Annotated in this window: 16 protein-coding genes; 10 read left to right on the top strand and 6 right to left on the bottom strand. The window is 41.7% G+C overall.

Annotated features, from left to right (window positions below):
- The first annotated feature begins 32 nt into the window (after positions 1–32).
- Both C0V77_RS14285 and C0V77_RS14280 read left to right on the top strand, forming a co-directional pair.
- On the top strand, positions 33–497 hold the full coding sequence (locus C0V77_RS14285; protein ID WP_101727018.1) for a DinB family protein: 465 nt from the start codon (positions 33–35) through the stop codon (positions 495–497).
- Between the two features lie 46 nt (positions 498–543).
- Entirely contained in the window at positions 544–1098 is a 555-nt protein-coding gene (locus tag C0V77_RS14280; protein ID WP_101727017.1) for a DinB family protein, read from the top strand.
- Positions 1099–1183: 85 nt separating this feature from the next.
- Here the strand turns inward: C0V77_RS14280 and C0V77_RS14275 are convergent, their stop codons facing one another.
- The 3 genes from C0V77_RS14275 to C0V77_RS14265 all read right to left on the bottom strand — a co-directional run bounded on the left by C0V77_RS14275 (position 1184) and on the right by C0V77_RS14265 (position 6342).
- Entirely contained in the window at positions 1184–3505 is a 2322-nt protein-coding gene (locus C0V77_RS14275) for a family 65 glycosyl hydrolase domain-containing protein (protein WP_101727016.1), read from the bottom strand.
- Between the two features lie 195 nt (positions 3506–3700).
- Complete coding sequence (gene pgmB, locus C0V77_RS14270) at positions 3701–4354, bottom strand: beta-phosphoglucomutase (protein WP_101727015.1); 654 nt, start codon at positions 4352–4354, stop codon at positions 3701–3703.
- A gap of 110 nt (positions 4355–4464) precedes the next feature.
- Complete coding sequence (locus C0V77_RS14265; protein ID WP_101727014.1) at positions 4465–6342, bottom strand: glycoside hydrolase family 13 protein; 1878 nt, start codon at positions 6340–6342, stop codon at positions 4465–4467.
- Positions 6343–6503: 161 nt separating this feature from the next.
- Here C0V77_RS14265 and C0V77_RS14260 point away from each other — a divergent pair, with 161 nt between their 5' ends.
- From C0V77_RS14260 to C0V77_RS14240, 5 genes are all read left to right on the top strand, one after another.
- Positions 6504–8240: an alpha-amylase family glycosyl hydrolase gene (locus C0V77_RS14260; protein ID WP_101727013.1), complete on the top strand. Its 1737-nt coding sequence runs from the start codon at positions 6504–6506 to the stop codon at positions 8238–8240.
- Positions 8241–8277: 37 nt separating this feature from the next.
- Positions 8278–9822 carry an MFS transporter gene (locus C0V77_RS23400; RefSeq protein ID WP_229236284.1) on the top strand — a complete coding sequence of 515 codons (1545 nt, stop codon included), beginning with the start codon at positions 8278–8280 and terminating at the stop codon, positions 9820–9822.
- Between the two features lie 285 nt (positions 9823–10107).
- Positions 10108–11133 carry a sensor histidine kinase gene (locus C0V77_RS14250; RefSeq protein ID WP_158237959.1) on the top strand — a complete coding sequence of 342 codons (1026 nt, stop codon included), beginning with the start codon at positions 10108–10110 and terminating at the stop codon, positions 11131–11133.
- 123 nt (positions 11134–11256) lie between these two features.
- Positions 11257–11982 carry a LytTR family DNA-binding domain-containing protein gene (locus tag C0V77_RS14245; RefSeq protein ID WP_101727010.1) on the top strand — a complete coding sequence of 242 codons (726 nt, stop codon included), beginning with the start codon at positions 11257–11259 and terminating at the stop codon, positions 11980–11982.
- A gap of 360 nt (positions 11983–12342) precedes the next feature.
- Positions 12343–13536, top strand: a complete 1194-nt coding sequence (locus C0V77_RS14240) for an aspartate aminotransferase family protein (protein ID WP_101727009.1) — start codon at positions 12343–12345, stop codon at positions 13534–13536.
- Here C0V77_RS14240 and C0V77_RS14235 read toward each other — a convergent pair.
- Complete coding sequence (locus C0V77_RS14235) at positions 13533–14201, bottom strand: DUF2461 domain-containing protein (RefSeq protein ID WP_101727008.1); 669 nt, start codon at positions 14199–14201, stop codon at positions 13533–13535. The two genes, C0V77_RS14240 and C0V77_RS14235, sit on opposite strands and share 4 nt — an antisense overlap.
- A 62-nt stretch (positions 14202–14263) precedes the next feature.
- Here C0V77_RS14235 and trpS point away from each other — a divergent pair, with 62 nt between their 5' ends.
- The 3 genes from trpS to C0V77_RS14220 are packed head-to-tail and all read left to right on the top strand — an operon-like array spanning position 14264 to position 16252.
- A complete protein-coding gene (trpS, locus tag C0V77_RS14230; RefSeq protein ID WP_101727007.1) occupies positions 14264–15238 on the top strand; it encodes a tryptophan--tRNA ligase in 975 nt (324 codons plus the stop codon).
- Position 15239: 1 nt separating this feature from the next.
- Complete coding sequence (locus tag C0V77_RS14225; RefSeq protein ID WP_101727006.1) at positions 15240–15812, top strand: phosphatase PAP2 family protein; 573 nt, start codon at positions 15240–15242, stop codon at positions 15810–15812.
- Positions 15813–15826: 14 nt separating this feature from the next.
- Positions 15827–16252: a DUF2147 domain-containing protein gene (locus C0V77_RS14220; protein ID WP_101727005.1), complete on the top strand. Its 426-nt coding sequence runs from the start codon at positions 15827–15829 to the stop codon at positions 16250–16252.
- 73 nt (positions 16253–16325) lie between these two features.
- On the opposite strand, the gene C0V77_RS14215 is transcribed toward C0V77_RS14220, so the two are convergent.
- Both C0V77_RS14215 and dnaK read right to left on the bottom strand, forming a co-directional pair.
- On the bottom strand, positions 16326–17732 hold the full coding sequence (locus C0V77_RS14215; RefSeq protein ID WP_101727004.1) for a Gfo/Idh/MocA family protein: 1407 nt from the start codon (positions 17730–17732) through the stop codon (positions 16326–16328).
- 201 nt (positions 17733–17933) lie between these two features.
- Entirely contained in the window at positions 17934–19832 is a 1899-nt protein-coding gene (gene dnaK, locus C0V77_RS14210) for a molecular chaperone DnaK (protein WP_101727003.1), read from the bottom strand.
- Positions 19833–20208 lie beyond the last annotated feature (376 nt).

Raw genomic sequence — 20208 nt, 5'->3', positions numbered from 1 at the left:
GCTATTTTTGGCGAAAATTAAGAGTGGTGCTTATGAATCGTAATGAGCTTGATAGGATTATCGACAATTTGGATGTTGTTTTCAGAGGAGATGCCTGGCATGGGCCGTCTGTTATGGAATTTATGAACTCCATGTCTTTAGATGTGGTTGACGTGAAAAAAGAATACTCCAAACATACTATTTGTCAGATAGTGTACCATTTAGGAGCCTGGAGAAAGTTTGTTCTGGAAAAACTTGATGGCAACATCAGGTATGATCTGGTAACGGACGAAGACAACTATGGCACTGAGGAAGATATCACCAAAAGCAACTGGCCAAGGCTGGTTGAGCAACTGCGGGCAAATCAGGAAGCATTGCTGAATAAACTTGATGAATTTGATGATACCCTGCTGGTTAAGCTCGTACCCGGGCAGGATTACGACTATTATAAGTTGCTTACCGGCCTCATACAGCACGATACCTACCATTTAGGTATGATTTGGGTGCTTTGGGAATAATAGCCAGCCTTTTACTAAAGAAAAAATAGAATAGATTTATAAGATAATGGAAGAACTACAAACAAAAGAAATAGACAGAATTAAAACTTTATTGAATGCCGCTTTTCATGGTGGCTCGTGGCATGGTCCGTCGGTTTTAGAGAATGTGAAAGATATAAAGCCTAAAATCGCCGGAGCGCGTCAGAAAGGAATTCATACTATTGCTGAATTAGTTTACCATATGACCACCTGGAGAATCTTCGTTTTAAAGAAGATTCAGGGTGAAGCGGATTTTGACATCAAAACTGAGAAGCAAAACTGGGGTAATTTAAAAGAGATTGACGAGTTTGAGTGGGAGACCCTTCAGATGGAATTGACGCTGAGCCATGATGAATTGATGAACAGTCTGGAAGAAAAAGATGATAGTTTTCTGCTGGAAATAGTGCCGGGTAGCGAATATGATTTCTATACATTGCTGCATGGTATTATTAACCATGATTTGTACCATAACGGGCAGATAGGTATTCTGAAAAAAATGGCCCCGAAAGCAAGCAAATTTGATGACGAGGAAGACGCACCAAGCAGCCGTTATTTTAGTGATGAATTCGGCGACGAGTATTAAGGAAGTGTTATAAAAACGAAAAGAGGCTTTCAGGCCTCTTTTCGTTTTTATGGATTGCCCGTGTTGGTCAACATTACTTCATATTTTAATGGGCCAGTTCTACAGTCTCAGAACCATTGATGCTTACTATACTACCATTCACCAAAACGTTGATGGCGGTTTCTGATAGGTTTTCGATGGCAATTTGCCCGGGGTAGATAGATACTTTAAGCGAATTCTGGCGGAAACCTATAATAAATGAAAAACTTTGCCATTGCTCAGGTAAAAACGGACTGAACGAAAGCATACCATCTTTTACACGCATACCACCAAAACCTTTTACGACCGACATCCAGGTACCGGCCATTGAGGTAATATGAAGGCCGTCTTCGGTGTCGTTATTGTAATCATCCAGGTCAAGGCGGGCTGTTCTTACGTACATTTCATAGGCTTTTTCTTTTTTACCCAGTTTGGCTGCCAGAATAACATGCACGCAAGGCGAAAGTGAAGACTCATGAACGGTCATTGGTTCGTAGAAATCAAAATTTCTTTCAATTTCATCAACAGAAAAATCATCTTCAAAGAAGTACAGACCCTGCAGCACATCTGCCTGTTTTATAAAACAGGAACGCAGGATTCTGTCCCACGACCATTTCTGATTTATTGGCCTGTGCTGTGCAATATCATGCACAGTCAGTAATTCTTTGTCAAGAAAACCATCCTGTTGCAGGTAAACCTGTCGTCCGGCATCATACGGAAAGTGCATTTTCTCAATAATATCTTTCCAGCGGGCGGTTTCAACTTCTTCATCAAAGGCTGTCAATTCTACCAAAGCTGAATAAGTAGTCTCGGAGGCCTTCACGATTTCTATGGCTTCCAGGGTATATTTGAGACACCAGACAGCAATATAATTGGTGTACCAGTTGTTATTGACGTTGTTTTCGTATTCATTGGGCCCTGTTACACCCAGCATTACATATTTTTGCAAAGCACCAGACCAGTTTATGCGCTGAGACCAGAATCTGGCTATGGCAATCAGTACTTCCAGCCCGTATTCTGTCAGGTAGTTTTTATCGCCGGTGTAGTTTACGTAGTCATAAATGGCATAGGCAATAGCGCCGTTACGATGTATTTCTTCAAAGGTAATTTCCCATTCATTATGGCATTCTTCGCCATTCATGGTTACCATTGGGTACAGGGCTGCTCCATTTGTAAAGCCGAGTTTTTCGGCATTTTCAATGGCTTTTTTGAGGTGTTTATGCCGATAGACCAGTAGATTCCGGGCAACCATCTGCTCTGAGGTAGCCAGATAAAAAGGCAGGCAATAAGCCTCGGTATCCCAATAGGTAGAGCCGCCATATTTTTCGCCGGTAAAGCCTTTGGGGCCAATGTTCAGTCTGGCATCCTGCCCGGTATATGTTTGCTGTAAATGGAAAATATTAAACCTGATACCCTGTTGGGCAGCCACATCACCGGCAATCTGTATATCGTTATGCTCCCATTTCTTTTTCCAGGCTAGTTTTTGTTCGTCAAGCATCTGCGAAAATCCTTTTTTAGAAATTCTGTCCAGATACCTCTTTGCCTCGGCTGTCAGGTTTTCTACGGCGTAGTTTTCTGATGATAGATTAACCGCAAATTTGCATATAAGTGTTTCTTCGTTCAGCTTAAAAAATACTTTTACCTCGTTGGCAACATATTTTTCTTTTTTGATGGGCAGCGTTTGCAAATCAACCAGCTTTCCGCTCTGGCAGAAATCAAATTTCATACCGGTGCAAACCTGAAAAACAGGTACGGTGTCCCATTTTGATTGTTTGGTTTCCAGTGTCAGGTATCCTTCTCCGTGGCCAGTTTCTTTACTTATTTCGTTCCAGAATTGTTCGCCGTGGTTTGAATCTTTATTATAAATGTCGCCATCGAGCGAAATAGTCAGTTTGCCATAAGCAGAAAAGTTGAGAGGGATAATAGAATACCTGATGGCTCCGGCCTCATCATCTTCCAGACTACAGAAACGTACCGCATTTATTTTTACTGATTTACCGGACGGAAAATCGGCAATGAACGACCGCTCCAAGGTGCCTTCCTGCATATTGAGTACCCTTCTGAACTCACGTACCTCGCATCGGGCAAGGTCTAGCACTTCGCCATCTATTTCCAGGTCTATGCCTGTCCAGTTGCAGGCGTTCAGAACTTTGGCAAAATAATTAGGATATCCGTTTTTCCACCAGCCTACACGTGTTTTGTCAGGATACCAGACCCCGGCCACGTAGTTTCCCTGCAGGGTTTTACCAGAGTATCTTTCTTCAAAATTGCCTCTTCCGCCCATACGGCCATTCCCGAGGCTCATGAGGCTTTCAGTTATTTCGTTAAATTCAGGATGAAAACCATCTTCAATAATGCACCAATCGTTATGTACAATGTAGTTTTTCATAGGTTTCGTAAGCGCACCAGCGCCTGATTTTATAATTTATCTACTCTAAATGGGTTACTAGCCTTTTTTACTTAGGGTCAATCAAGGTACTTGTCTGAGGGCACGATTCTTTTTAATGGCTGGCAGGGCAAATACGCTTATAAAAAGTATTGAAAGTATTATACTTTAATTAAATATCAACTAATGGCAATGATATTATCTGTTCAAATCATCGATAAGCACCCGGATATCCACTCCAACCAGATTTTCAAATACTAAATCAGCTTTTGTTAAAACTTCTTTTTTGCCTATGCCCACGGCTTTCATGCCACCGGCTTTTGCGGCTTCAACACCAGCTACTGCGTCTTCAAAAACCAGACATTCGGCCGGTGATACCTCCAGTTCTTCTGCGCCCTTCAGAAACACCTCGGGGTCTGGTTTGCCCTTGGCAATTTTGTTGCCGTCTATAATGGCATCAAAATCATTAAGCATCCCGATGCGCTCCAGAATCAAACCTGCATTTTTACTTACCGAACCCAAAGCGGTTTTTATATTGTTTTTCTTTAATTGCGTAAAAAAATCGGTAACACCCGGCAGAATATCGGCGGGCGTCATTTTACTCACCAGTTGCAGATAGTTTTCGTTTTTACGTGTGGCAAGTTCGTTTTTTCTCTCTTCACTTAATTGCAAATGGCCGTGTTGTAAAATAATATCCAGCGATTCCATCCGGCTGATGCCTTTCAGTTTTTCGTTAAATTCTTCTGTAATATCAAACCCCAGGTCGTTGGCCATCTGGCGCCATGCCTGATAATGGTAAATGGCAGTATCTACAATAACTCCGTCTAAATCAAACAAAAACGCTTTTATCATGCTTTTATGCTGTTAAAATATCACACAAAAAGTGCTGAACTGCAAAATAAGGAATAGTTTTAAATTAGCTGTTCTGCCTTTAATAAAATGTCAGAAAAACTTATCGAACGTCAATGGTTTATTTCAAGCACAAGGGCTGTCATGGGGGCAATTTTTATCGATGTCAGGTCTGTAAGTATTTCATCAGTCATTACATTTCTGGCCGAACTACCAGTTTTCAATATTTCAGCAAAAGGCCGGGTTTTCACTTCCTTCTCTGCGGCATTAGTATTACTGATTACCATTACTATTTGGCTATCTGTGTATCTGAAATACACATAAACGCCGTCAACCGGTAAAAACTGCATCATTTTTCCACGGGTAAGGGCGGCTGAGTTTTTGCGGTAATTCAATAATCTTTTATTCCATTCAAATGCCTCATTTTCTTTGGGGCTTCTGCCAGATGTCAAAAATTTATTTTCGGTATCATCTTTCCACCCGCCCGGAAAATCCCTGCGCACTTCTGCATCAGTTGGATTTTTGAAGTTTTTCATGAGTATTTCTGTTCCATAATACAACTGCGGAATCCCCCTGATGGTAAATAACCACGTTAGCCCCATTTTATATTTGTTGAGATCTTCGCCTATGATTGAAAAGAAACGGTCGCTGTCGTGGTTTTCTACAAACGGCACCAGGCGTTCAGGGTTTTGGTAGACGAGGTCCTGAGCCAGAACCTGATACAAACGATTGACGCCTTCGTTCCAGCCAAACTTTTCATTCAGAGCGGTATTGATGGCATTCTGCACCTGAAAGTCGCAACTAGACGGCAGATTGCATTTAAACGGAATATTAAAATTGTTTTTGGTAAAATACGCCTGACTCACTACCGTTCCAACCGCAGATTCACCAAAAAGCAACATATTCGGGTGTTCGTCAAGAATCGCCTTGTTGCAGCGGTTCATAAAAGGCAGGTCGTTATAAATGTAGGTATCAATCCGCCAGCCGTCAATATTAAAATACTCAATGGTCCAGAGCGCATGCTGAATCAGGAAATTAGCTACGTAAGGGTTCCGCTGGTTCAAATCTGGCAGAAAAGGCACAAACCAGCCGTTTGATGTAACGTTACGGTCATGCAGTGAACCATGTATATCAAATATCGGCTGGTCTTTGTAAGAGGTATTGGTGTAGGTATCCCATTGATTAAGCCAGTCTTTTGCAGGTATGTCTTTCAGAAACCAATGGTTAACACCGACATGATTATAAACGGCGTCCTGCACTATTTTTAAGCCTTTTTTATGAGCTGCTTCAATCATTTGAAGGTAGGTTTCATTACCGCCCAGGCGTTTATCTACATGATAATGGTCAGTAAAACCATAGCCATGATACGCACTGCGCATACTTCCGCCCTCGTTGGTAACTGGCTGGTTATTCTCTACCACGGGGGTTAGCCACAGAGTAGTAATACCTAGTTCTTTAAAATAATCCAGGTGGTTAATAACACCCTGCAAATCTCCACCGTGCCTTAGCCAGGGGTTCTTACGGTTGGCACTGGTGTCAATCATGTCGGCAAACTTATCGTTGCTTTCATCACCGTTCGAGAACCTGTCAGGCATTAACAGATAAATCGCATCGGCCTGTGTGATGGTCTGTGGCCTGGCAGTACGTTTTTTTAGCTCATAGCTTATGCGGCTGGTATTTGCACCGGAGCCGATTCGGAAGGTCAGGTTACCCGGTTTTGTCTCGGGGGCTATCAGTAAATCAACAAACAGGTAATTGGGGTTTTCTACCTTATGGGTTTTGGTAATCTTTACTCCGGCATAAGGCTGGAGCGTCAGTGGATGCCCGGCAATGTTATTCCCATAAAGTAAAAGCTGCACTTGGGGGTTTTTCATGCCCACCCACCAGTTAGTGGGGTTAATGCGTTGAATTGCCGGCTTTTGAGCATATACCGTGTAAAATATCAACCATTGAATGAAAATAAGGATAATAGGTTTAAGTACTGATTTCATAGGTTAATTGTTTCGTTCGTACGGCAAAATAACATAAACAATGGTTTTTTCATAAAAAAATACTCCTTAGATTTGAAAACACATTAAATTGAATATTTGAAAATTAAAATGAGCACCTTTTCTAAACCATTAGTGTGGTGTTCGGCACAATCAGTTAACCAATGACCCAATTGAAAGAAGTTCCAGAATCTGCCACAGATAAACTTGTTATTTATCAGATATACACCCGTTTGTTTGGCAACACCAATACAACTAACAAAACCAATGGAAGTCTGTCTGAAAACGGATGTGGTAAATTTAATGACATTAACTCCAAAGCCCTTGAGGCATTAAAGCAATTCGGCATTTCGCATGTTTGGTTTACAGGTATAATTGAACACGCTACCATGACTGACTATACGGCTTATGGCATTGCCAAAGATAATCCGCTGGTTGTAAAAGGAATAGCCGGGTCTCCGTATGCCATTAAAGATTATTATGATGTTGACCCAGACCTGGCCGAGGATGTTGAAAACCGGATGCAGGAGTTTGAAAACCTGATAGAGCGAACACATAAAAACGGCCTTAAAGTAATTATTGATTTTGTACCCAACCATGTGGCACGCAATTATCTATCTGACACCAAACCTGCCGGCGTAGCTGATTTTGGCTTTGATGACGATAAAACCCTGCATTTTGCTGCCGACAATAACTTTTATTATATACCAGGCCAACCGCTAAGTATTCCGTCTGACGTGCATCCGCCTGTTGAGGTAACAGAGCCATATTATGAATACCCTGCAAAAGCTACCGGAAATGACGTTTTTTGGGCGAATCCGGGTATTAATGACTGGTTTGAGACCGTAAAATTGAACTATGGGGTAGATTACCTGAACCACAGAGCCACGCATTTTAGTCCGATACCCTCTACCTGGTTAAAAATGAGAGAGATACTGTTTTTCTGGGCAGCCAAAGGCATAGATGGTTTCAGGTGCGATATGGCAGAAATGGTGCCGAAGGAGTTTTGGGGTTGGGTAATACCAGAAGTAAGGCAGCGTTTTCCTGAAGTTATTTTCATTGCTGAAATCTATAATCCGGGGGCTTATGGGTCATATATATTTGAAGGTAAATTTGATTATTTGTACGACAAAGTAGGGCTGTACGACAGCCTGAGAAGATTAATAGAAGGACACGGAAATGCCAATGATATTACCCGAGTATGGCAGCAGGAATCGGGGCATTTTTCTAACCGGATGCTGAGGTTTCTTGAAAACCATGATGAACACCGCATTGCTTCCAGATTTTTTGCCGGCAATGCCAGCAGGGCCTTCCCGGCCATGCTGGTTAGTGCAACATTGCATACAGGGCCGGTAATGTTGTATTTCGGGCAGGAAGTGGGTGTAAACCCACAAGGGCAGGAGGGATTCAGCGGAGATGATGGCCGAACCACAATTTTTGATTACTGGGGCGTGCCTGAGTTTCAGAACTGGGTTAATAATCATAAATATGATGGGGGCTGGCTTTCAGCCGAACAAAAGAAAATAAGACAGTTTTATGCCAACCTGCTGAAGTTTGTCAATGAAAGCGATGCAGTAAAATACGGGCATTTTTATGATTTGCAGTACGTAAACAGCGGCGGGCTGTCGCACAACTATAACGACAATAAAATATTTAGTTACCTAAGATTTACAGATAAACAAAAAATATTGTTTATTTGCAACTTTGACTTGGAAAATTCATATTCAACGTCAGTCAATATTCCACAGGGCGCTTTAGAAATGATGCAGATTGATACCAACAGCCACTGCACTTTTACGGGCCTTTTTGGTAACGACCAGGTATTGCAAAATGTGATGCCGTATAGAATTGATGTTGAAATTGAAAAAAACAGTTTCCTGATTTATGAGATGACTCAGTAAAAACAAGCGTAAAATACCTACCAACCCTAAACTAAACATGGCAACGACTGTCAACAAAGACAAGCCGCAACTATCGTTCTGGCAAATATGGAACATGAGTTTTGGCTTTTTCGGTATTCAGTTCGGATTCGAACTACAGAACTCAAATGTGAGTCGTATATTTGAAACCCTCGGTGCCAATAAAGACGAGATACCATTGCTTTGGATTGCCGCGCCAGTTACAGGGCTGATTGTTCAGCCTATAATCGGGTATCTTAGCGACAGAACCTGGCACCCATACTGGGGCCGTCGGCGCCCTTTTTTCTTCATTGGGGCCATTCTGGCCGCTATAGCCCTGTTTGTAATGCCCAACTCTCCGGTTTTATGGATTGCCGGCGGAATGCTCTGGATACTGGATGCCTCAATTAATATTTCAATGGAGCCTTTCAGGGCTTTTGTGGGCGACAAGCTCAGTGCCAGACAACGCACCACCGGTTTTGCTATGCAGAGCTTTTTCATAGGTGTTGGGTCGGTAATTGCGGCACTTTTACCATGGATATTTACCAACTGGTTTCATTTCAGCAATACTGCACCGGCCGGAGAAATCCCCGATTCGGTTAAATATAGTTTTTATATCGGTGGCCTGGCTTTTCTTATTGCTGTTATCTATACCGTTTTTACAACCGATGAGTTTCCTCCCGAAAGCATAGAGGAATTTAAGAAAGAGGCCAAAAGTAAAGGTTTCAGACATGGTTTTCAGGAAACCTTTCTAGGTATTTTTAAGATGCCTAAAACCATGACCCAACTGGCTTTTGTGCAGTTTTTTACATGGTTTGGCCTTTTTGCGATGTGGATATACAGTACTAATGCCATTACCAGCACGCAGTATAACATGGCCGTAGACAAAACCCTGGTAGACAAAATGGAGGTTTTACTTCAACAAAAATTACAGTCGGCACAGTTAAGCAGCAAAGAAACAAAAACGTACAGGTCATTACAGGCTGATATTAACGAAATAAGAGAATACAGAGCCAGCGAAAACCCGGTTGTTATTTCGGTTAACCTTGCCAATTATTTTGAAGCCAATAAAGAAAATCAGTTATCTGCCAGCGAAATTGCCGAATTACAGCGCGTAAGGCAACAATACAACGACGGCGCCGACTGGCTGAATGTATGCTCAAGTGTTCGCAACGGCATAGCCGCTTTGTTTGCTTTCATCATTCCACTGATTGCAGCAAGAACCAATAGAAAAATCACGCACATGATTTGCCTCATTATTGGGGGCTTGGGGCTTATCTCTATTAAATTCATTACTAATCTGCAACTCATCGTTGTTTCAATGGGTATGGTAGGCATTGCCTGGGCAAGTATTTTGTCTATGCCTTATGCCATCCTTTCGGGGTCATTACCTGCCAACAAAATGGGCTATTATATGGGTGTTTTCAATTTCTTTATTGTTATACCTCAAATTGTGGCGGCAACTATTCTGGGTTTCTTTACCATGAAGGTATTTCATGCCAATACCATGTTTACAATTGTGCTCGGAGGTGCTTCTATGATACTGGCAGGTTTACTGTCGCTCAGGGTAGAAGATAAAGACTAACTACCCTTGGCTTGGGGGCGCGATATACGCCCAAAAAGTAGAGAAACACAGGCAGCTTTGAAGATTTTTTTGAAGAACGGCACACATACCCTGAAAAGAAATAAACCATTGCAGGCAAGTCTATACAATTATAATGATGGTCTTGCTTACCTACGTCTTTATCTTAAATCGAAATTATTTCTGATTAATAGTTCTAAATTGTAGTATAAACCGGCGCAAATGTTAAAAAACGGATATATATACAGACGAGGTTTTCGCATTTTTAAAGGTCGAGGACTGAAGCAAATGTTTAATAATAAATATTTGCTTGTATTTTTTCATGTTATTCTATGGCTGGGTTATGCAGCATTACCGCAGATAAATGCCTTACAGCGCGATACATCAAGACCGCAGATTAATCCTTACAATAACTATTATTATTGGGCTTATGTGTCGCTGTCTTCTGTGGTTCTTTTTTATTTTCATTCAGAGTATCTTTTTCCGAAAGTATATAAGCAAAAGCCTATTCGGTATTTTATTTTTCTGTTTCTGGTAATAGCTGCTTTGTTAGTGGGCAGATACCTTGCCAGAACCCGGTTTGTAGGGTATGATGTTAATCAAACCTTATTTTTTGTAAACAGCTTTATACAATATCTTTATATATTTGGCATCAGTGCTTCGTACAGTTTCTTTACCGATTACCAGAAACAGCAAAGTATGAGGCGAGATAATGAGACTGAACGCCTGAAATCGGAGCTTTCGTTTTTGCGGTCTCAGATTTCACCCCACTTTATGTTCAATCTTTTGAATAGCCTGGTGGCTTTAAACAGAAAGAAATCTAACCTGGTAGAGCCTGTATTGCTTAAAATGTCTGATCTGCTACGTTATATGCTCTATGAAAAAGACGATAAGCAGATATCGCTGGAAAACGAGATAAAATACCTTCAGAACTATATTGACTTGCAAAAACTTAGATTTGGCGATTACATTGATATTGATTTCAATGTCAATACGATTTCTTTAAGCCAGAATATTGAGCCTATGCTGCTGGTACCTTTTGTAGAAAATGCATTTAAGCACGGTGTAGGTATGATTGAAAAACCATTTATAAGAGTTGAGCTGAAAACAACAGATAACCAGTTGTTTTTTAAAGTTACCAATAAGTTTAATACTGATATTCAGGAAGTGAAAGACGGCGCCTCTGGCATTGGGCTTACCAATGTAAGACGCAGGCTGGAGCTGCTATATCCTGAACAGCACACGCTAAAGGTGGAAGAAAAAGAGAATTTTTACACAACTGAGCTAAAATTGAATTTAAGACAAACGGCCTGAAAAATAGCCTGCGAAATTAAAAGCATATAAATTTCAGGCTTAAATTGTTTAGGTTTGTACCCAAATTAGAGAAAACTTAGGCCATAGGCTTAAGCTTTTATTATCAATAAAAAAAATTAGAATATGCGTTGTATAGCCATTGATGACGAACCCTTAGCTTTAGATTTATTGGAAGATAATATCAGACAGGTGCCGTATCTGGAGCTGGTGGGACGTTGCAGAAATGCTTTTGAAGCCATACAGTTAATTCAAAAAGAAAAGGCAGAGTCGCGTCAGATAGATTTACTCTTCTTAGATATACAAATGCCGGGTATTACCGGTGTCCAGTTTTTGAAAAGCCTGGTAACCAACCCGATGGTTATTTTTATAACGGCTTATGAACAATTTGCCCTTGAGGGTTTTGAGCTGAACGTTATAGATTATCTGCTTAAACCTGTTTCTTTTGAAAGATTCCTGAAAGCCTGCAACCGCGCACATGAGTTGTATCAACTAAAAACCGTAAGCCATCAGGCGCCGTCGCCGGTTACTGTTGAAGAGCATTTTTTTGTAAATGCAGAGTATTCGCTTGTTAAAATCCGCTATAATGACATTCTTTATATAGAAGGACTAAAAGACTACATCAAGATATTTCTGGCTACACAAAGCCGCCCGGTCATTACCCGCATGACCATGAAAGGCATAGAAGAAAAGCTATCTGCACTGCCGTTTATGCGGGTCCATAAATCTTTCATCGTATCACTCAATAAGATTGAATCCATCCGTAATTTAAAAATCAGTATCGGTACGCACCAGATACCTGTCAGCGAGCAGTTCTCCGAAGAATTAATGCGTCGGATTGGAGGTAAATAATCGTCGCAAAAATCAGGTAGTTTGTCGATAGTATTTTAGAACACCTCTTGTTATGATTAATATTGTGCATCCTTTTCAGTCAGAGATTCGTCTTTGTAATTGAAAGCAGGGTAGTGGATTGCCCTTTATGCTGTGGGATTATGAGGATAAATGCCAATTAACAGTTAATTACTTTTTTAGCATTAATCGAAAGTGTAGTTACAGTTTTTAAAATAAAAGCTGTAAGCCATGAAAGCATAAAGATTTTAAATGATGGAGTAAATATCTACTCATAAATAATAGGTTAGTACGTAAAACTCGCGAGCTTTGCTTGCGAGTTTTTTTTGTATCAAATTTGCAGCATAATCAGCGAAGCACCAGATGAACCACAGAGAAATATTTTTACAGAATATAGCGCAGACGTCGGACTTTCCGCTTGCACTCGAAATAGAAAGCGCAGAAGGCATATATCTGTATGGCAAGAATGGCGAACAATATATAGACCTAATATCGGGCATTGGGGTAAGTAATGTTGGTCACAGGCACCCCAATGTGGTGAAGGCCATTAAAGACCAGGTAGATAAATACATGCACCTGATGGTTTATGGCGAATACGTGCAGCAACCACAGGCATTATTGGCACAGGCATTAGTAAAAACACTTGAGGCTTTTAAAACGCCTGGCGGCAATGCGCTGGATAACGTTTACTTTACCAATTCTGGAACCGAGGCAGTGGAGGGCGCCATGAAACTGGCAAAACGATTTACCGGCAGGGCAGAGATTATATCATGCCATAAATCTTATCATGGTTCTACGCAGGGGGCTTTGTCGTTGGGTGATGAGCATTTCAAAACCAATTTCAGGCCTTTGCTGCCGTCCATCAGCAAGATTGAAAGAAACCTGTTTGCAGACCTTGAAAAAATAACCAACCAGACAGCCGCTGTGTTTTTTGAGCCGGTAGGGGGGGAGTCTGGAGTTTGCCCGGCAGAAGAAGGCTATTTAAGGCAATTAAGAGACCGATGCACCGAAACCGGTACGCTCCTGATATTTGATGAGGTACAGTCTGGCTTTGGTAGAACCGGGTCTTTCTGGGCGTTTCAGCAATACGGCGTGGGGCCTGATGTTTTGCTATGTGCCAAGGGTATGGGCGGTGGTATGCCCATCGGTGCGTTTATTGCTCCGCATCAGATAATGGGCGTTTTTAAAGATAATCCTATATTGGGGCATATTACTACATTTGGCGGGCATCCGGTAAGCTGTGCGGCATCATTGGCTACATTGAATACGATTTTTGTAGAGAACCTGCTGGCTGACATAGAAAAGAAAGCCGGGCTTTTCAGGCAGTACCTGGTTCACCCTAAAATAAAAGAAATAAGAAACAAAGGCCTGATGATGGCTGTCGAATTTGAAAGCTTTGATGTGCTGAAACCAATTATAGACAGAGCCATCAGCAAGGGAGTAATAACCGACTGGTTTTTGTATTGCGATAACTCCATGCGCATAGCGCCGCCTTTAATTATTAACGAACACGAAATTAAGCATGCCTGCGATGTAATACTGACAAGTATTGACTAGGCGTTATTATAGAAAAGTTCGTTCAGGTAGTCGAGGTAGGGCTTTAGTATAAAACAGCCTTTGACTACCTCTTTTGCAAAGTTGGGGCTGAGAACTTCGGTGTCAGGATATTGATGATTATAAAACAGCGTTTTGCACTTCAGTAACTCAATATCGGGGTGATTGGCTGTATAGCCTTTGGGTACGAGTTTTACTTTTTGGGCAGACACCTGGTTGTAATAGCTTTTGAAAGTTTCATTGAATATTATGCCTTTCAGGTGTTCGGGGTTGTAGTCAATCTCCTGCCTGAAACTGGCCAGATGTGCCGCCGTTGGTTCCCACATGCCTCCACCTAATAAAGACCGGTTGCCGCTTTCAACCTGCAGATAGAAATCAATCCGGCCCGAATTTCTGCCACCGGGGCCAAAGGCCGCAGAAAAATGGTTTTTGTAAGGCGACTTATCTTTTGAAAAACGGATGTCCCGGTTGATTCTGAATATACAATCTTTTACTCTGGTGTTTAATAAGTCTTCCTGAAATGCACATAAACCATTGAGTACCTCCTGGCAGAAGTGTTCAAACTCTTGTTTGGCTATTTCATAATCTTTCCTGTTTGCCTGAAACCACTCGCGGTTATTGTTTTCTTCCAGATTTTTTAAAAATTGAAGTGTATGTTGATTAGGCATTGGTAAATTGTCTATTTTTGCCCCAAATTAGGTGTAATTATTGAAACTATTATAATAAAATCATGACAAGAATTCTGACAGGTATTCAAGCAAGTGGCCGTCCGCATCTGGGTAATATTCTTGGGGCTATTTTACCTGCAATTGAGCAATCTAAAAAACCCGGCACTGAATCTTTTCTTTTCATTGCCGACCTTCACTCTATGACAACCGTGAAAAACCCGCAAACGCTTGCCGACAATACACGTGCTGTGGCTTCGGCATGGCTTGCCTGTGGTTTTGATGCCGATAAAAACTTTTTCTACCGCCAGTCGCGTCTGGCCGGATACCATACTGAACTTATGTGGTACTTGTGTTGCCAGACACCGTATCCGATGCTGGCCAATGCGCATTCTTTCAAAGATAAATCAGACAGGCTGTCTGATGTAAACGCCGGGCTTTTTACTTACCCAGTGCTGCAAGCGGCCGATATCGTGCTGTATCATGCCAATTTTGTGCCTGTTGGTAAAGACCAGAAACAGCACCTTGAGATGTCAAAAGATATTGCTGCGGCATTTAATCGCACTTTCGGTGAGATTTTAACACTACCAGAGCCATTGATTGATGAAACTGTAATGGTGATACCCGGTACCGACGGCTCAAAAATGAGTAAGTCTTATAACAATTACATTGATATTTTTTTGCCGGAGAAGCAATTGCTGAAATCTATCAAATCAATACTTTCAGATAGTACTCCGCTGGAAGAACCCAAGAATCCTGAGACTGATATTACTTTCAAACTGTATTCTTTAATAGCCAGTGAAACTGAAGTGGAAACCATGCGCCAGAATTATCTGAAGGGCGGTTATGGCTATGGCCATGCCAAGCAGGCATTGTTTGAACTGATTATGAAACGATTTGAGAAAGAAAGAGAATTGTTTAATTTTTATATGGATGACAAAGATGCCCTGGAAAAGAAACTGAAAGCCGGAGAAGAAAAAGCGGGTGAAATTGCCAGAAAAACCATACAAGATGTACGCAAGGTTTTAGGCTTTAATTGATATGATTGAGACAATCAGGAATGCTGAATATGGCTGGTTTTTATGGCTGAATGGATTTCATAGTCCATTCTGGGACTCCATTATGTTTGCCGTAACGCACCGGCTGACCTGGATACCACTTTATGTTTTTATTATCTTTTACCTGTTTACCAGACTAAGGCCTAATGCCTTTTATAAGTTGGTTTTTATACTGGCAGCAGTGGGTTTGTCGGACCGGATAACTTCAGGGCTTATGAAGCCGTATTTTGCGCGTTTCAGGCCATGTCATGACCCCACCATCGGGCATCTGGTGCATATAGTTGGTGGTTGTGGTGGGCAATATGGTTTTGCGTCCAGCCATGCCGCCAATAGTTTTGCGCTGATGCTGGCGTTTATCCTGATTTGCCCGAAGAACATCAAATGGAAATATTTTCTTATTGCGTGGGCAATTTTAGTATCTTATAGTCGTATATATGTTGGAGTACATTATCCTACTGATTTGCTAGCCGGGGCATTGGTGGGTATGTTAACCACCCTCATTATTTATCTGATTATTAAACAATTCAATCAATCATTACTTTCTGAAACTAAGTAACATTTTAAGAAAACATGAAAAAACTATCTTTAATTTTTACTTTACTTTTCATTTCAAAACTGGCTTTTGCTCAAGACATTACTCAGGGTACCTGGTATAATGACGAAAAGAGCGGCAAGATTCAGTTTTTTAAACAGGGAGATAAAATTTTTGGTAAGATTGTCTGGCTGCAGGAGCCTACGGAAAACGGTAAGCCCCGTACCGACAAGCAGAATCCGGATGAAAAATTAAGAAGCAGACCAATCATCGGCCTTGTTAACCTGAAGAACTTTAAACAAACCGGCAAAGGAACCTGGGAAGACGGAGAAGTTTATGACCCTAAAAACGGCAAGACGTATTCGTGTAAACTGACCCTGGCAAGCCCAACCAGACTGGATGTGAGGGGTTTTATAGGTATTTCTATCATTGGCCGTACGTCTCATTTCACAAAGGCCGATTAATTTTTAATAAAGATAAACACAACAAAGGCTGCTCTTTTGGGGCAGCCTTTGTTGTGTTTATAATACCTGAAATTTATTTTACCAGTTTCATGGCAACGGGGTCCCATTTTACAATTTTCTTGTTCAGGTAACTTTCGTTGCAAGCCAGGGCAGGAGCGGCAGCTCTGAAGCCAAATTCGGCATCTTCAACCACAGGTTTTCCTGTTCTGATGGCATCAAAGAAATTGGTGAAGTGATCTACGTGTTCATTATAGCCAGCCGGGGGTCTGAAAACGATTTCAGGTTTTGTTCTTTTCTTTCTTTGTTCCGGAGTCCATTTGGCATCATACTCTTTCTGCATTTCTTCACGCATGCTTTTTGAGAATGTGAAAAGTGAATCATAACCGCCAAAGCCCGGGGCTTCTGGCATAATGCTGCGTTTTACAGTAATGTTATTGCCCTGTACATCAATTATTCCTTCTGAGCCAATCAGGCGCGTTACTTCCTGTCCGCCTGTTCCACTTATAAAGTTTACCTGAAGTGTTAACTGGAAAGCGGCATGCTCGGCTGTATCAGGATACTGCATAACACCAGACATCACATCGGGTAAATCGCGGCCGTCTTTCCAATAACTGAATTGACCCGTACTTACTATGGTTTCAGGTCCTTTAGAATTAGTCATAAAGTGTGTGCCACTCAACAGGTGAATGAACAGGTCTCCTGCCACACCGGTACCTACTTCTTTAAAGGCCCTCCACCAGAAAAACTTTTTGGCATCGAAAGGTATTTTCTTTCCGGTAACTGATATAAACTTATCCCAGTCGGTAGTTTCAGCACTGGCATCTTTCGGAATTGTATATTCCCAGGCACCGATAGAGCTTTGCCTGTCATATACGGCATTAACCATATTCAGTTTACCTATCTCGCCGGCAGCCAATAGTTCTTTTGCTTTTGCCAGGCCAATACTACTTACACGCTGGCTACCTATCTGCACCACTTTACCCGATTTTTTGGCGGCAGCCATTACCGGATACCCCTCACTGATTTTATAAACCATGGGTTTTTCGCAGTAAACGTGCTTGCCTTTTGCCAATGCGTCTTGCGTAATGCGGGCATGCCAAATATCAGTAGTACAGATTAAAACGGCGTCAATATCTTTTTTATCCAGAATCTCTCTGTAATCTCTGGTAGTAAAAAGGTCGTTGCCATATAGTTCTTTGGCATTTTCGAGTCTGCCCGGATACAGGTCGCAAATACCTGCTAATTCTACACCCGGAACTTTAAGTGCCGAATTTAAGTCATAATGCCCCTGAACACCAAAGCCAATAACGCCAATTCTTACTTTGTCGTTGGCTGTAAACTTTTTGTCATAGGTTAAAATGCGTTCTTCTGCTTTTTCCTGATTCGCTAAAGATGCAAACGGTGTGGCGCCGGCCACTAAGCTGGTTGCACCAATTTGCTGTAAAAACTTTCTTCGTGAGGTTGAATTTTCGTGTTTCATTGAATTGATTTATAGGTTTACCTGATTGAATAAATAACCTTTTAATAACAATAGTATCTATTGCAAACTTACATTATTAATGAATATTAATAGCAGATGCGTAAAAAAAATGTAATGTCAGGCAGGATTCTTCTGCATGGGCAATAAAAAAACTCCCTTGTTGCCAAGAGAGTTTTTCGTGGTTATACTATGCGTAACTACTTATTTTACTTCTTCGTAGTTTACGTCTGTTACATCTTCGTTGTTACCGCCACCGGTTGCGCCGCCTGTGCTGGCTGTCGGCTCGCCGGTTGGTGCAGCACCGGCCGCATAAATCTCTTGCGATGCAGCCTGCCATGCAGTGTTTATTTTCTCCATAGCGGCATCAATTGCGGCCAGGTCTCTGGTACCATGAGCAGCTTTTAGCTCTGCCAGCGCACCTTCGATAGCCGATTTATTACCTGCCGATAACTTGTCGCCGTATTCTTTCAATTGTTTTTCGGTGCTGAAAATCATCGTATCGGCCGCGTTTACTTTTTCAATTTTCTCTTTTTCAATCTTGTCGGCTTCCTCGTTGGCTTTGGCTTCATCACGCATTTTCTGGATTTCGGCATCTGACAAGCCAGACGATGCCTCAATACGGATTTTTTGCTCTTTACCAGTGCCTTTATCTTTGGCCGTTACATTCAGGATACCGTTGGCGTCTACGTCAAAAGTTACTTCAATCTGAGGTACTCCGCGTGGTGCAGGTGGTATTCCGTCAAGGTGGAAACGACCTAATGTACGGTTTTGCGATGCCATTGGGCGTTCGCCTTGTAAGATATGCAACTCAACAGACGGCTGGTTATCGGCTGCGGTTGAGAATACCTCGTTTTTCTTGGTCGGAATCGTTGTATTGGCTTCAATCATTTTGGTGAACACGCCGCCCATGGTTTCAATACCTAATGAAAGCGGGATAACGTCCAGCAAAAGGATGTCTTTTACTTCGCCTGTTAATACACCACCCTGAATGGCAGCGCCAATGGCAACGGCTTCGTCAGGGTTTACGCTCTTGGATGGTTTTTTGCCAAAGAACTTCTCAACTTCTTCCTGAACGCGAGGGATACGGGTTGAACCACCAACCAGAATCACTTCGTCGATATCATTTACATTTAAGCCTGAGTTTTTAATGGCTCTGCGGCAAGGCTCCATAGCTCTTTGGATAAGGCTATCTGCCAGTTGTTCAAATTTGGCACGGCTTAAAGATCTTACCAGGTGTTTTGGAATACCATTTACCGGGAAGATATAAGGCAGGTTGATTTCTGTCTGAGTTGAGCTTGACAACTCTATTTTAGCTCTTTCGGCTGCTTCTTTCAAACGTTGAAGCGCCATGGCATCCTGACGTAAATCAATGCCTTCATCTTTTTTAAATTCATCGGCAAGCCATTCGATAATCACCTGGTCAAAGTCATCACCACCTAAATGCGTATCGCCGTCGGTTGCTTTAACTTCAAATACGCCATCACCTAATTCAAGAACCGAGATGTCAAATGTACCACCACCTAAGTCAAACACGGCAACGGTCATATCTTTGCCTTGTTTGTCAAGGCCATAGGCCAATGCTGCGGCTGTAGGCTCGTTAATGATACGTTTTACATCAAGACCTGCAATGATACCCGCTTCTTTAGTGGCCTGACGCTCAGCATCGTTAAAGTAAGCAGGAACCGTAATAACGGCTTCGCTCACGGTTGTTCCCAGATAATCTTCGGCGGTTTGTTTCATTTTCTGAAGAATGAAAGCCGAGATTTCCTGAGGAGTATATTGGCGGTCACCTATGCGGACACGCGGCGTGTTGTTTGCACCCTGCTCTACATCATAGGCAATTGTTTTCATTTCTGCACTAACCTCATTGAAACGTTTACCCATGAAACGTTTAACAGATTGAATTGTATTTTTAGGATTGGTGATAGCCTGACGCTTAGCAGGAGCACCTACTTTTTTCTCACCATTTTCTAAAAATGCAACGATTGAAGGAGTTGTGCGGGCGCCTTCACTGTTGGCAATAACCACTGGTTCATTACCTTCCATTACAGCCACACATGAGTTTGTTGTTCCTAAGTCAATTCCAATAATTTTTCCCATATTGATATTTCAGTAAATTAATTCAGAATAGTTTAATTCTATTTCATCAATGGACGTGCCAAGCCCTTATTTGGCAGAAAAAACTGACAGATTGGCAGTATGTCAGTAGAATAGGGGGCCATCAATAAGATTTTTTGGCCAATGATTCTCCATTCTTTCATCAGTAAATCTGCCATTGACGCATCTCTTATGTACTTTTAAGTGAGCAGCTGGTGAAATGACGCAGAAAAAACAATACTTACCTGATAAGTATGAATCAGCCCTGTTGCCCGGAAGGTTCGGCCACAAAAGTAAATTTTAATTTTTTATTTATTTTGTTAGCCTGTTTCAATATAATATTATTATTTTTAGTTACTTTTAGACCATATTAGTAAAT

The organism is Emticicia sp. TH156, assembly GCF_002855535.1.
GTDB classification, from domain to species: domain Bacteria; phylum Bacteroidota; class Bacteroidia; order Cytophagales; family Spirosomataceae; genus Emticicia; species Emticicia fluvialis.
Note: the sequence above shows the minus strand (reverse complement) of the source record. Positions and strands in the feature narration are given on the sequence as shown.

Coding starts and splice junctions, on each gene's coding strand:
- C0V77_RS14285 (WP_101727018.1), top strand. CDS start 33: ATGAATCGTAATGAGCTTGATAGGATTATCGACAATTTGGATGTTGTT.
- C0V77_RS14280 (WP_101727017.1), top strand. CDS start 544: ATGGAAGAACTACAAACAAAAGAAATAGACAGAATTAAAACTTTATTG.
- C0V77_RS14275 (WP_101727016.1), bottom strand. CDS start 3,505: ATGAAAAACTACATTGTACATAACGATTGGTGCATTATTGAAGATGGT.
- pgmB (WP_101727015.1), bottom strand. CDS start 4,354: ATGATAAAAGCGTTTTTGTTTGATTTAGACGGAGTTATTGTAGATACT.
- C0V77_RS14265 (WP_101727014.1), bottom strand. CDS start 6,342: ATGAAATCAGTACTTAAACCTATTATCCTTATTTTCATTCAATGGTTG.
- C0V77_RS14260 (WP_101727013.1), top strand. CDS start 6,504: ATGACCCAATTGAAAGAAGTTCCAGAATCTGCCACAGATAAACTTGTT.
- C0V77_RS23400 (WP_229236284.1), top strand. CDS start 8,278: ATGGCAACGACTGTCAACAAAGACAAGCCGCAACTATCGTTCTGGCAA.
- C0V77_RS14250 (WP_158237959.1), top strand. CDS start 10,108: ATGTTTAATAATAAATATTTGCTTGTATTTTTTCATGTTATTCTATGG.
- C0V77_RS14245 (WP_101727010.1), top strand. CDS start 11,257: ATGCGTTGTATAGCCATTGATGACGAACCCTTAGCTTTAGATTTATTG.
- C0V77_RS14240 (WP_101727009.1), top strand. CDS start 12,343: ATGAACCACAGAGAAATATTTTTACAGAATATAGCGCAGACGTCGGAC.
- C0V77_RS14235 (WP_101727008.1), bottom strand. CDS start 14,201: ATGCCTAATCAACATACACTTCAATTTTTAAAAAATCTGGAAGAAAAC.
- trpS (WP_101727007.1), top strand. CDS start 14,264: ATGACAAGAATTCTGACAGGTATTCAAGCAAGTGGCCGTCCGCATCTG.
- C0V77_RS14225 (WP_101727006.1), top strand. CDS start 15,240: ATGATTGAGACAATCAGGAATGCTGAATATGGCTGGTTTTTATGGCTG.
- C0V77_RS14220 (WP_101727005.1), top strand. CDS start 15,827: ATGAAAAAACTATCTTTAATTTTTACTTTACTTTTCATTTCAAAACTG.
- C0V77_RS14215 (WP_101727004.1), bottom strand. CDS start 17,732: ATGAAACACGAAAATTCAACCTCACGAAGAAAGTTTTTACAGCAAATT.
- dnaK (WP_101727003.1), bottom strand. CDS start 19,832: ATGGGAAAAATTATTGGAATTGACTTAGGAACAACAAACTCATGTGTG.